Source organism: Cystobacter fuscus, from assembly GCF_044360685.1.
In the GTDB taxonomy this organism is placed as follows: Bacteria; Myxococcota; Myxococcia; order Myxococcales; family Myxococcaceae; genus Cystobacter; species Cystobacter fuscus_C.
The window spans coordinates 4,637,093-4,650,428 of the sequence record NZ_CP043491.1; the positions used below are offsets into that span (position 1 = coordinate 4,637,093).

Below are 13,336 nucleotides of genomic sequence, written 5' to 3' on the forward strand. Positions count from 1 at the left end.
CCACCTTCCCGCGCCAACGGCTCCCCCAAGGGGGATGCTGCTCCCGCTCCCATGCTTTCATGGAGACTCCCGCTAAACACGTTCTCCTGGAATTTTACACAATTGTGAATGTGTTGAAATTTATCAATTGTACTTGAATTCTAAGAGTTCCTTTGTTAAACCGGGCTCGTCCTCCAGGGCCAAGGCGATGGGCCCGGGTTCCACGCGGCAAGGGGAAACACATGAAGACGAGCGCGAAGAGCCGGAACACGCGGCGCATGAATCGGCGGGTGGTGGGCAGTTCGGTGGCGCTGGCGTTGTCGACGCTGGTGGCGTGTCAGGGAACGGCTGACGAGACGCCGTCAGGGTCGGGTGAGGGCCTCGCGGCGGACGGCTCCCAGGCGCTGGTGTCCTCGGCGATCGCGCCGACGCTCAAGTGGGAGTGGAGGGGCAGCGAGGTGCTCCCCGACTACAGGCAGGTGATGACCACGCCGGTGGTGATCGATCTCAACCGCGACAGCGTGCCGGACATCGTCTTCAGCACGTTCGCGGGCTCGAACTACGGTGCCGATGGCGTGCTGCGCGCCATCAGCGGCGACGACGGGCACGAGCTGTGGACGGTGACGGACCCGGCGCTGCGCGTGAAGGCGGCCGCGGGCCTGACGGCGGGTGACCTGGACGGCGACGGCCGCGTGGAGGTGTGCGGCATCCCCGAGAACGGGCGCGGCGTCATCTGCTTCACGAATGAAGGTGGCTTCAAGCTGCGCACCCCCGAGGGCGCGTACGACTACAACGAGTGGGGCGGCCCCGCGCTGGCGGACCTGGACGGCGATGGCCAGGTGGAGATCCTCGACGGCAACCGCGTCTACACCGCCACGGGCGCGCTCAAGTGGGTGGGCTCGGACGGCATGGGCGGGGCGAAGTACACCGGCCCCAACGCCTTCGCGGCGGACATCGATCAGGACGGCCGACAGGAGCTCATCAACGGCCGCTCCGTGTACCGCGCCGATGGCTCGCTGCTGTGCGCCCCCTCCACCGTGCCCCACGGCTTCGCCGCGGTGGGCAACTTCGACGAGGATCCCCAGGGCGAGATCGTCGTGGCGGGGCGTGAGAAGGTGAGCCTGGTGGATGACACCTGCACCGTGCGCTGGAGCGTGGATGTGCCCGGCGGCGGCCACGGCGGCGTGCCCAACATCGCCGACTTCGACGGCGACGGGCAGCCGGAGATCGGCATCGCCGGCAACAACCTCTACAGCGTGCTGAAGGCGGACGGCTCGGTGCTCTGGTCGCGCCCCATCCGGGACCTGAGCTCCGGCAAGAACAGCTCCACCACCTTCGACTTCGACGGTGACGGCAAGCTCGAGGTGGTGTTCGCCGACGAGACGTACCTGCGCATCTACGACGGCGCCACGGGCACGGTGCTCTTCGAGACGAAGAACAGTTCGGGCACCACGCACGAGGGCCCCGTGGTGGCGGACGTGGACGGGGACTACCAGGCGGACATCGTGGTGGGCGCCAACGACCACGCCTACCCGGGCTTCAACGGCATCCGCGTGTTCCACGGCGAGGGCTGGAAGAGCGCCCGCCGCATCTGGAACCAGCACGCCTACGCGGTGACGAACATCGAGGATGATGGCTCCATCCCCGCGCAGCCGGCCACCAACTGGCTCACCGAGGGGTTGAACACCTTCCGCTCCAATGGCCCCGGGCCGGCCGCCCCCTACTGCGCGCCGGGCACCTGGACGTCGGCGCCCAGCCTCGCCGCGCCGCGCATCCTCCACACGTCCGTGCGGCTCACCGACGGGCGCGTGCTCGTGCTGGGTGGCTTCAGCCGCACCTCCGAGATCTTCAACCCCTCCACCAACACCTGGTCCAACACCGGCACCACCCGCACCACGCACCGCTACCACACGGCCACGCTGCTCAATGACGGCCGCGTGCTCGTGGCGGGTGGCGATGGCGCCAGCGCCACCTCCTCGGCCGAGGTGTACAACCCGGCCACGGGCTCCTGGTCCGCCACGGGCAACCTGATCACCTTCCGCATGCGCCATTCCGCCGTGCGCCTCAAGGACGGACGCGTGCTGGTGGTGGGTGGGCAGAACAAGGCGGGCGGCGCCGCGCTGGCCTCGGCCGAGCTGTATGACCCGGCCACGGGCACCTGGTCCGCGACGGGCAGCCTGAACCAGGCGCGCTACACCTTCACCGCCACGGCGCTGTCCAACGGCCGGGTGCTGGTGGCGGGTGGCTCCAACGGCGGGGCGAACCTGGCCTCGGCCGAGGTGTATGACCCGGCCACGGGGAGCTGGACGGCGGTGGGCGCCATGGCCCACGGGCGTCTGGATCACACGGCCACCGCGCTGCCGGGCGGCAAGGTGCTCGTGGTGGGCGGCGAGGCGAACAACGCGGTGGGTGTCGCCACCGCCGAGCTGTTCGACGCGGCCAGCAACACCTGGTCGGCGGCCGGCAGCCTCTCCACGCCCCGGCGGGATCACACGGCCACGCTGCTGCCCTCGGGCGCGGTGCTCGTGGCGGGCGGCTACAACCCGAAGAACTCGGGCATCCTCACCACGGCCGAGCTGTTCGATCCCTCGCGCCGCACCTGGTGCCCGGCGGCCAGCATGAGCACGGACCGCTACTACCACACCGCCACGCTGCTGCTGGATGGCCGCGTGCTGGTGGTGGCCGGCAACAGCAACACCAACCAGGGCGCCGTCGAGCTGTTCCAGCAGTAATCCCGACGCCTGGTGTGGTTCCCGGCCCCGGCCTGGGTGCGCGACGCGCTCCCTCGCCGGGGCCCGGCTTTTGCGGGCGAGGCCAACAGGCGCGCGGAATCCACCGCGAGGGGAAGGGACAGGAGGGAGAGGGGTCGAGGCGGGGAGAAGGGCGTCAGGCGGAGCTGACGCGCACCGTGGTGGTCATCTCGCGGCCGGTGGCCGGATCTCGCGCGCGCATGGTGAGGATGCCTTCCACGTTCACGTCGAAGGTGATCTCCACCTGCACCGAGCCCGCCTTGGCCGGACGGATGCCGGAGAAGGTGAACTCGCCGAGCAGATCGTTCCTCGCCACCTGCTCGTGGTCCCCCTGGAAGATGCGCATGGCCAGCTCGGTCTGGCTGTCGCGGCTGGTGGTGGCCACGAGCTGCTTCGCGTTGGGAATGGGCGCGTTGCGCGGAAAGACCGTGTGGAAGGCCCCTCCGGCGCGCTCCAGGCCAATGGCCATGGGAATCACGTCCAGCAGTTGCAGGCGCAGGCTGGAGTTGTCCTCCAGGCTCTTGGCGTAGAGCGCCGCGCCCACCGCCACGGCCTCGTCCGGGTGCACGCCCTTGCTCGGCGCCTTGCCGAAGAACTTGGTGAGCCGGTCCTGGACAATCGGCATGCGCGTCTGGCCGCCCACCAGCAGCACCTCGTCGATGTCCTTGGTGGACAGCCCCGAGTCCACCAGCACCCGCGCCACCATCTGCAGGGTGCGGTCCACCAGGTGATTGGTGAGCTGCTCGAGCATCTTGCGCGTGAACTTCATCTCGATGTTCAGGGGCTGGCCCTGCGACGTCATCGTGATGAAGGGGATGTTGAACTGGACGTCGTCGCGCGCGGACAGATCGATCTTCGTGCGCTCGGCCAGGTCCTTGATGCGCTGCATCGCCACCGGGTCCGTCGCCAGATCGAGGCCCGTCTTGGACGCGAAGTCCTTGAGCACGTGGTGGATGATGGCGTTGTCGAAGTCGATGCCCCCGAGGAACACGTCGCCGCCGGTGGCCTTCACCTCGAAGATGCGGTCGCGGATCTCGATGATGGACACGTCGAAGGTGCCACCCCCGAGGTCATACACGAGCACCTTCTTGTTGACGCTCTTGCCCGCGCCATATGCCAGCGCCGCCGAGGTGGGCTCGTTGATGATGCGCACCACCTCCAGGTCGATGAGCTTGCCCGCCTCCTTCACCGACTGGCGCTGCCGGTCGTTGAAGTACGCGGGCACCGTCACCACCGCGCGCTTGATGGGCGTCTTGAGGTAGTTGGCCGCCACGTCGCGGATCTTGTTGAGGATCTTCGCGCTGATCTGCTGGAGGGAGAACTCCTTCTTGCCCACGTCCAGCAGGACTTCGTTCTTCTTGCCGGGGCGCATCGAGTACGCCACGACCTTCTTCATCTCCGTGACGACGTCGCTCTGGAAGGAGCGCCCCACCAGCCGCTTGGAACCGTAGATGGTGTTCTTCGGGTTGAGCTGCCACTGGCGCTTGGCCTCGTAGCCGATGAGCTCGTTGCCCTTGTCGTCGATCGCGAAGATCGAGGGAATAGTGTACTCGCCTCCCTTGTAGGGGATGAGTTTCACGTTCCCACCGTCCTCGACGATCGCGGCGCACGAGTTGGTCGTGCCGAGGTCGATGCCGATGATGGGATCCTTTTGCATCGCGCGTGAACTCCGGGGAAGGGGGCGGCGGGCGGGAGGCGCGCCCCCGCTTATCAATTCGCGACGTTAGTGCAACTTCACGGGGGCGCGCGAGCGCGAGGTCTCCTTGGGCCCGTCGGAGGGGGAGGCGCCAGGGGGCGGGGGCCGGTGGAACGGGGGGCAAGCCCGCCCGGGGGGGTGGGGGAGGGCCGGCGGAGAGCAAGGCCCCGGACACAAAGCGACGAGGACCCTGGACTTCGCGCGGGCCGGGAGGAAAGGTCTGTGGGCCCCCGGCGTTTCGTGGCGGCGGCCCGCCCAGGTTGATTCGAGTGGGTTCCAAACACCCAGGCACAGGAGGAGAAGACCCGTGGAAGCCAAACGATACCTGCAGGAAGTGGGCGCCCAGGTGTCAGACGACTTCGTCAAGAACCGCTCCATCCTCTCCTTCGAGGAGTACCTCACGCTCTTCATGGCGGATCCTCGAGGCCAGGCGCGCAATGCCGCCCAGTACTTGCGCGACGTGATGGACTCCTTCGGCACGGAGACCGTGCCGCACCCCACCGGGAAGCTGCGCCGCTTCAAGGTCTTCGACGTGCCCGGCAGCGATCGGGACGGCCGCGTCGCGGGCCAGGAGGAGGTGCAGAACGCCGTCTACCGGATGCTCGGCAACTTCACGCGCGCCGGCCGCATCAATAAGCTCATCATGATGCACGGCCCCAACGGCAGCGCGAAGTCCACCTTCGTCAACGCCCTCAAGGCTGGCATGGAGCACTACTCGCGCCAGAGCGAGGGGGCGCTCTACCACATCAGCTGGATCTTCCCCTCGGAGAAGCTCGTCAAGGGCTCCATCGGCTTTGGCGGCGAGCGCATTCCGGCCACCAGCGGGGACCTGTCCACCTTCGCGCACCTGGACGCCGACTCCATCGACGTGCGCATCCCGTGCGAGCTGAGGGATCCGCCCCTCTTCGCCATTCCCCCCTCCGAGCGCCAGCGCCTGCTCGAGGGCGCGCTCAAGAAGAAGGGCGTGGGCACGGGAGACGGGCAGGGCGAGGGCGACTTCGTCCTCTCCGACTTCATCCTGCACGGAGAGCTGTGCCACAAGTGCCGCAGCATCTACACGGCGCTCCTGGCCAACTACAAGGGCGACTACATGCAGGTGATGCGCCACGTGCGCGTCGAGCGCTTCTACATCTCGCGCCGCTATCAGGAGGGCACGGTGACGGTGGAGCCGCAGATGAGCGTGGACGCCATGTACCAGCAGGTGTCCGCGGACCGGGCCAAGCTGCTCAACATGCCGCCCGCGCTGCACAACGTGGCGCTCTTCGAGCCCCAGGGCGCGCTCGTGCACGCCAACCGCGGCCTCATCGAGTACTCGGATCTGCTCAAGCGCCCGCTGGAGGCCTTCAAGTACCTGCTGGGCTTCAGCGAGACGGCGCAGGTGCCGCTCGAACACTTCGTGCTGCAGCTCGACGAAGTGCTCATCGCCTCCTCCAACGAGAAGCACCTGGGCGCCTTCAAGGAGCTGCCCGACTTCGCCTCGTTCAAGGGCCGCATCGAGCTGGTGCGCGTGCCCTACCTGCGCCGCTACAAGGCGGAGCAGGAGGTGTACGACGCGCAGATCACCCCCACCACCGTGGGCAAGCACGTGGCCCCGCATGCCACCGAGGTGGCCGCCATGTGGGCCGTGCTCACGCGCCTGAAGAAGCCCATCCCCGACCGCTACCCGCCCGGGGTCAAGGATCTGGTGGATCAGATCACCCCGGTGGAGAAGATGTTCCTCTACGAGGACGGGGTGGTGCCCGATCGGCTCAGCCTCGCGCACGGCAAGGAGCTGCGAAAGCTGCGCGCGGACATGTACGAGGAGTCCGACGCCTACCCCAACTACGAGGGCCGCAGCGGCGCGAGCGCCCGGGAGATCAAGACGGCGCTGTTCAACGCCGCGCAGCACCCGGACTACAAGTGCCTGCACGCGCTCGCGGTGTTCGAGGAGCTGGAGGCCATCTGCAAGGACAAGAGCGTCTACGAGTTCCTCCTGCAAGAGGTGGTGGACGGCTACCATGACCACGAGGAGTTCGTGCGCGCGGTGCAGGCCACCTACCTGGACAAGGTGGACGAGGAGGTGCGCGAGTCCATGGGCCTGGTCTCCGAGGGGCAGTACCGCGAGCTCGTCGAGCGCTACGTCTACAACGTGAGCCACTGGGTGAAGGGCGAGAAGATCCGCAACCGCCACACCGGCGCCATGGAGCGCGTGGACGAGCAGCGCATGGCGGAGATGGAAGCCATCGTCATGCCCAAGGGCGAGGATCCGGGCGAGTTCCGCCGGGGGCTCATCTCGCAGGTGGGCGCGCACAAGCTCGACCATCCGGACGACACGGAGATGGACTACCCGCGCATCTTCCCGGACCTGTTCCGCCGCCTGCGCGACCACTACTTCGAGGAGCGCAAGCGCGTGCTGCGCCGCAACAAGGAGAACGTCCTCAAGTACCTCTCCGAGGACCGTGGCACCCTGTCCGCGCGCGAGCAGTCCCAGGTGGAGAGCACCCTGAAGACGATGAGCGAGCGCTACGGCTACTGCGAGCACTGCGCCAAGGACGCCATCCTCTTCCTCATGAAGAAGCGCTACGGCTGAGCGGCTGCTGAGCGGCCAGGGGAGCTGGCGCAGGGAGGGCGGGGTGCTTTCCGATGGGGCCTCATGGGGGGATGATCCCTGGGGCCTCACGGTTGGAAACTCCGGCCCTCTCTCCTTTGTGCCCCCTGGAGCCTCGATGAAGCGTTTGTCCCTCGGCCTGCCCGGCCTGCTCGCCCTGTTGTCCTGCGCGGCCACCTCGGCCTCGCCCGTGGCCCCTGCTCCCACGCACGAGGTCAGGACGGACATCGCTCCGCCCGAGGTGACCCGGCCCGTGGAGGCTCCCGCGCCGCGGTTGTCGCGCAAGGCGCAGGTCCAGCGCATCCTTCCGCACAACGTGCGGCTCGCGCTGCTCGAGGGAGAGAAGGTCCGCAGCACTGCCTCCGGGGTGGTGATCGGCAACGAGCAGACGCCCCAGGGGCCCATCAGCTACGTGCTCACCAACGCGCACGCGGTGGACACGCGGGAGCTCAAGCACCCGGGCCTCGTCGTCATCGTGGACGAGCGGGCCGACTCCACCGAGTACCGGGCCGAGGTGGTGGCGCTCGGGGCGGTGCCGGACATGGACCTGGCGCTGGTGAAGGTGCCCGGTCTGCCGCGCACGCCCGCGCGGCTCGCCACGGACGCGGAGCTGGAGATGGGGGAGGACGTGGTGGTGGCCGCCTCGCCCTTCGGCCGCGCCCTGTCGCTCTCCGGCGGCATGGTGTCCCAGATCGAGTGGGACAAGGAGAGCAAGCGGCCGCGCATGGTGAAGACGGACGCGCCCATCGGCTATGGCGCCTCGGGCGGCGGCATCTTCAGCCTGGAGTCCGGCAAGCTGCTCGCCATCGTCGAGGGCTACCGCACCGCCAAGGTGGGCTTCTCCGTGGCCGAGCAGGACTTCAGCTTCGATGTGCCCATGCCCGGAGAGACCTTCGCCGCGCCGGGCGCCAAGGTGCGCCAGTTCCTCTCCCAGCGCGGCTTCTCCCGGCTGCTGGGTGAGGGAGTGGGCGAGGCGGGCGGCCCATCCGGGGCGCAGACGGCCAGCCGCTAGTCGCGAAACTCGACAGGGGGCGCCTCCACGGTACATCCCACGGGGGAGGCGCATATGGGCAACCGCAGTTCGTGGGATCAGTACTTCATGGACATCGCGCGGCAGGTCGCCAGCCGGGCCACCTGTGATCGCAAGCACGTGGGAGCGCTCCTGGTGCGAGATCGCACGATCCTCTCCACGGGCTACAACGGCTCCATCCGGGGCATGCCCCACTGCTCGGACGTGGGCCACCTGATGGAGAACGGCCACTGCGTGGCCACCGTCCACGCCGAGGCCAATGCCATCATCCAGGCGGCCAAGAACGGCGTGCGCATCGACAGCGAGCGCGACAAGCCCACCACTCTCTACACCACCGCCAGCCCCTGCTGGCCGTGCTTCAAGCTGATCGCCAACTCGGGCGTGAACCGCATCGTCTATGGCGAGTTCTACCGGGATCCGCGCATCTTCGAGTACGCCGCCCGCCTGGGCATCGAGCTCGTGGGTCCCGGTCCGGAAGAGCAACCCTCCGAGCGTCGATAAACGGCACCGGGTGTCCAGCGGCGCACGGACCTCGGGTGCAGGGGCGCTTGAAGGCAGGGGAAGCGTTCGCGGGACAACATCCCGACGGCCGAGTGGCGAACGCTTGGTGTGGGAATTCCTCTTGCCCAGCAAGAATTACCGACCCAGGGTTGACGGTAATAACGCCAGTCCCTAAATCCTCGAAGCGACGGGGCGGCGGGTAGCGATGGACGCCAGTCAACCTCAGGAGAATCTGTGATCAACTCCACGGCTGCGAATAGCGGCGCGCCCCCGGTGCGCGAAGTGACGGAGACGGTGGTGGACGCCGCGCGCTACAGCACGGTGCCCTCCTTGATGGACAGCCTGCTGCACGATGTGCGCAATCCCTTGAATGCGATGTCCATCCACCTGGAGGTGTTGACCGAGAAGCTCAAGGTCGACGGCCAGGTGCCGCCCTCGCAAGAGAAGAACCTCAAGTCCATGCGTGAACAGATTCAGCGCGTGGATGGCATTCTGCGGCGTTTCGCGGAGTTCATCGTGAGCCGCCCCGGGGGTGCCGGGGAGGCGGATCTGTCGGAGACGGTGACACGTGCCATGGAGGTTCTGGCGCATGAGAGCCGCAAGCGGCGGCTCCAGGTGCGCCCCACGCTCGCTCCCGGAGTCCGGGCGCGGCTGGCGGACATCGGGGAGCTGGGCTTCCTCGTGGTGCAGGCGCTGACGCGGGCCTATGGCCGCTCGGAGACGGGGCACGAGGTGTCGGTGGTGGTGCGCAGTGAGGACGCGAAGGCGGTGTTCGAGGTGGTGGACGCGAACGCCACCGGGGTGGTGGGCGGCAACGAGGCCTCGGCCGCCCTGGAACTGCGGTGTGCGCAGCTCGGTGTGGAGCTGCATCTGGTGGCCGGTACCTGCCGGTTGACCTTCCCGCTCGCCTGATGCCAGGCGGCGGGGTTGTCTGGATCTTTTTCTCCCATCTTTCTTCATCTGAGCCGTTTTGATGTCTGGAGGTCCCGTGGGCAGCGCGCGAATTCTGGCCGTGGACGACGAGCGCGATTCATGTGAGGCGCTGGCGGAGATGTTGACCGCCTGGGGTCACAAGGTGGAGACCGCCTTCGACGCACACGATGCGCTGCGCAAGGCGGGCGAGTTCCGTCCGGACGTGGTGTTGTCGGACCTGGCGATGCCGGAGACGGACGGCCTGGGGCTGTTGCGCACGCTGCGCGACGAGCTGCCGGACTGCCCGGTGGTGCTGCTCACCGGCCACGGCACCATCGATGCCGCGGTGGCCGCCATCCGCGAGGGCGCCTACGACTTCATCGTCAAGCCGGTGGACACCGCGCGCCTCAAGGTCTGCATCGACCGCGCGCTGGAGAAGAAGGAGACGATGCGCGAGGTGCAGGGCCTGCGCCGGCGCCTCAAGCAGCTGGGCGCCACGGACTTCATCGGCCAGTCGGCGGTGATGCGCAAGGTGTTCGATCTCATCGAGAAGGTGGCTCCCTCCAAGGCGAGCGTGGCCATCTCCGGTGAGTCCGGCACGGGCAAGGAGGTGGTGGCGCGCTCCATCCACAACCTGTCGCAGCGGCGCGACAAGCCCTTCGTCGCCATCAACTGCGCCTCCATCCCCGCCACCCTCATCGAGTCGGAGATCTTCGGCCACGAGAAGGGCGCCTTCACCGGCGCGGATCAGCGCCGCCCCGGCGTGTTCGAGCTCGCCCACGGCGGCACGCTCTTCCTGGACGAGTTGGGCGAGATCCCCATCGAGCTGCAGGCCAAGCTGCTGCGCGTGCTGGAAGAGGGACGGCTGCGCCGGCTCGGCGGCAAGGTGGAGCTCGAGGTGGACGTGCGCGTCTTGTGCGCCACCAACCGCGATCTCAAGAAGGAGATCGAGGCCAAGCGCTTCCGCGAGGATCTCTACTTCCGCCTCAACGTCTTCCAGATCCACCTGCCGCCCCTGCGCGAGCGCCGGGACGACGTGCCCATCCTCGTGCAGCACTTCGTGGAGAAGTTCCGGGGAGACTCGGCCAAGCGCGTGACGGGCGTGCACCCGGACGCCATGGAGACGCTCAAGAACCACGAGTGGCCGGGCAACATCCGCGAGCTGCGCAACGCCGTGGAGCGCGCCGTCATCCTCTGCGATGGCGAGCTCATCATGCGCGAGCACCTGCCGCCCGACATGGCGGGCAAGAGCCCCGAGCGCCACACCTTCCGGCTGCCCTACGGGCTGTCGCTCGACGCGGTGGAGCGCGAGTACATCCTCGGCAGCCTCCAGCGCAACAGCAACAACAAGGCGCGCACGGCGGAGATCCTCGGGGTGAGCGAGAAGACGCTCTACAACAAGCTCAACCGCTACGCGGCCGAGGCCCGCCAGGGCAAGGGCGCGGAGGGCAATACCCTGTCGTCGGGCCATGGCGGCTCGCTCATCAACAACGGCCCCGAGTTCCGCTGAGCGGACTTCGTGGACCCCCATCGCCGGGCCTACCCCTCAGGTGGGATGGCGGGCGATGGGGCCCTGGGAGTCGGGCGGCCAGGCAGACGGGCGCCCGGCTTCACGGTGGTCTTCATTCAAGCGATGACGCGCCGCGTTGGGCAAGGGGGCGGCTGCCCGGTCTCTGCTTGACTCACAGGGTCGCGGCGGGCGATCCTTCAGGTCACACCACACCCCATGCGGCAGCCGGTAAGACTGTTCCCCACCCGGACAGAAGTCTGGCGAGTCCCGTTCGTGACCGTCCCCGAGAGGACGGAGGCGGGTTCGGCCGAGGGGTGTCAAGGAAGGCCATGTGTTCATGAGCGACGCACGAGTTCTTCACTTCTTCGGCGGCAAGGGTGGGGTGGGAAAGACCACACTCGCGGCGGCATACGCCCTGCGGCTGGCGGATGAAGCGCCCAAGGAGCGGGTGCTGCTCGTCTCGTTGGATCCGGTGCGTTCGTTGTCGGATCTGCTGCGCAAGCCCCTGACGGGCAAGCCGACGAAGCTGGAGGCCGAGGAGACGGAGCCCGTGAAGGAGGCCCCCAAGGCCAAGGGCAAGGGCGCCAAGGCGAAGCCGGACGGCGGCGTGTGGGCGATGGAGCTGGAGCCGGGCGCGCTGGGCAAGTCCTATCTGAGCAAGTACGCGTCCGCGCTGCAGAAGGCGGCGGGCAAGGGCACCCACCTGACGGAGGACGAGCTGGGCAAGCTGTACACCCAGGCCACGCCGGGGCTCGAGGAGCTGCTGGGGCTGATGTACGTGGCGGAGCTGGCGGAGAGTGGCGAGTTCGATCGCGTGGTGGTGGACACCGCGCCCACCAGCCACACGCTGCGGCTGTTCGACATGCCGGTGGGCCTGCGCAAGTTCCTGGGCGTCGTGAGGGTGGGCTCGGAGAAGGGCTCGGGCGGCAAGGGCAAGAAGGCCGCCGCCGTGGCCGAGGAGCCGGGGTTCCTCGAGGAGCAGCTCGCCCGCGCGGAGAAGCTGCTCGCGCTGCTGAAGGATCCGGCGCGCACGGCCTTCCACCTGGTGGCGCTGGCGGAGCCGGTGCCCGAGGCCCAGACGCGCATGTACTTCGCGCAGCTGCGCGAGCGCGGCATCCCCGTGGTCGAGGTGGTGGTCAACCAGGTGGAGGACAAGGAAGGCTGTGCCGCCTGCCTGGGCCGCCGCGGACTCCAGGCGCCGCACGTGCGCAAGTACCAGGCGCTGGACAAGAACGTGCCGGTGCACCTGGTGGGCCGGCGCGAGGTGGCGCCCCGGGGCCTGGAGCTGCTCAAGCCCTTCTCCCAGGAGTGGGCGAGCGGCAAGGAGACCAAGACGCTGGAGTTCGCCGCCGCCGAGGGGCCTCCCGCCCTGGTGCGCGCGCCCTCCATGCCCCCCATCGCCGCGCCGCCGCTGCCGCCCACGCGGCTCATCTTCTTCGTGGGGCAGGGCGGGGTGGGCAAGAGCTCCTGTGCCGCCGCCGCCGCCGTCACGCTGACGGAGAAGGAGGGGCCGGTGCTCCTCATCTCCACGGATCCCGCGCACTCGCTGTCCGACGTGCTGCAGAGCCGGCTGACGGACGTGGAGACGCAGGTCAAGGGCACCAAGGGCCTGTACGCGCGCGAGCTGGACATGGCCGGCTGGTTCAACGCCGTGCGCAAGCGCTGGAAGGAAAAGGCGGAGAAGGCCTACGAGGGCGCGCCCAAGACGGGCAACGACGTGCCGGTGGATCTGCTGCTCTTCCGCAACCTGCTCGACGCGGCCCCCGCGGGCATCGACGAGCTGGCCGCCCTGTCGTGCCTGACGGACGCCCTGGTGCAGGAGCGCTTCAAGCGCATCGTCGTGGACGGCGCCCCCATGGTGTCCACCCTGCGCGTGGTGGAGCTGGTGGACACGGCCCGCAGCTGGTTCGGCGCCCTGCAGAGCGTGCTGTCCAAGCACAAGTCCAAGGGCCTGGGTGAGCTGGCCGAGGACATGGCCGGCTTCCTCAAGCACATCAAGCGTTTCGAGGAGGCCCTGGCCTCGCCCACCGAGTCGCGCTTCGTCGTCGTCACGCGCGGCGAGGAGCTGGCCGCCGAGCGCTCCGAGCGCCTGGTGCAGTACCTCAAGGATCGCAAGCTCCAGGTGGAGCGCGTGCTGGTCAACCGCGTGGGGCCCAAGGCGGACTGCCCCAAGTGCGAGAACCGGCGCAAGAACGAGCTCAACGCGGCCAAGAACATCGAGAAGACGATTGGCCTGCCGGTGACGGTGGCGCCCGCCCTGGGCCGTCACCCCGCCGGTCTGCGCGAGCTCAAGGCGTTCCGCACCGCCTGGTACGCCCTGAGCGCCACCGCGAAGACGAAGGCGGCCTGATCGGCCGCCGTGCCGTGCCCC

Annotated in this window: 8 protein-coding genes; 7 read left to right on the plus strand and 1 reads right to left on the minus strand. The window is 68.4% G+C overall.

Features of this window, described 5'->3' with window-relative positions; genetic code table 11:
- Positions 1-221 precede the first annotated feature (221 nt).
- Complete coding sequence (locus F0U63_RS19095) at positions 222-2,711, plus strand: kelch repeat-containing protein (RefSeq protein ID WP_395847358.1); 2,490 nt, start codon at positions 222-224, stop codon at positions 2,709-2,711.
- Positions 2,712-2,865: 154 nt separating this feature from the next.
- Here the strand turns inward: F0U63_RS19095 and F0U63_RS19100 are convergent, their stop codons facing one another.
- A complete protein-coding gene (locus F0U63_RS19100) occupies positions 2,866-4,386 on the minus strand; it encodes an Hsp70 family protein (RefSeq protein WP_395847359.1) in 1,521 nt (506 codons plus the stop codon).
- A gap of 346 nt (positions 4,387-4,732) precedes the next feature.
- Here F0U63_RS19100 and F0U63_RS19105 point away from each other — a divergent pair, with 346 nt between their 5' ends.
- From F0U63_RS19105 to F0U63_RS19130, 6 genes are all read left to right on the plus strand, one after another.
- The gene (locus tag F0U63_RS19105; protein WP_395847360.1) at positions 4,733-6,994 is read left to right on the plus strand and encodes a PrkA family serine protein kinase; all 2,262 of its coding nucleotides are present in this window, start codon (positions 4,733-4,735) and stop codon (positions 6,992-6,994) included.
- Between the two features lie 136 nt (positions 6,995-7,130).
- Positions 7,131-8,024, plus strand: a complete 894-nt coding sequence (locus tag F0U63_RS19110; protein WP_395847361.1) for a serine protease — start codon at positions 7,131-7,133, stop codon at positions 8,022-8,024.
- Positions 8,025-8,078: 54 nt separating this feature from the next.
- Positions 8,079-8,543 (plus strand): deoxycytidylate deaminase, encoded by a 465-nt coding sequence (locus F0U63_RS19115; protein ID WP_395847362.1) that lies wholly within the window; start codon positions 8,079-8,081, stop codon positions 8,541-8,543.
- A 234-nt stretch (positions 8,544-8,777) separates the two neighbouring features.
- On the plus strand, positions 8,778-9,455 hold the full coding sequence (locus F0U63_RS19120) for a histidine kinase dimerization/phospho-acceptor domain-containing protein (protein WP_395847363.1): 678 nt from the start codon (positions 8,778-8,780) through the stop codon (positions 9,453-9,455).
- A gap of 76 nt (positions 9,456-9,531) precedes the next feature.
- Positions 9,532-10,965, plus strand: a complete 1,434-nt coding sequence (nla6, locus tag F0U63_RS19125; protein WP_395847364.1) for an enhancer binding protein Nla6 — start codon at positions 9,532-9,534, stop codon at positions 10,963-10,965.
- Positions 10,966-11,302: 337 nt separating this feature from the next.
- A complete protein-coding gene (locus tag F0U63_RS19130) occupies positions 11,303-13,315 on the plus strand; it encodes an ArsA family ATPase (protein ID WP_395847365.1) in 2,013 nt (670 codons plus the stop codon).
- The last annotated feature ends 21 nt before the right edge of the window (positions 13,316-13,336 follow it).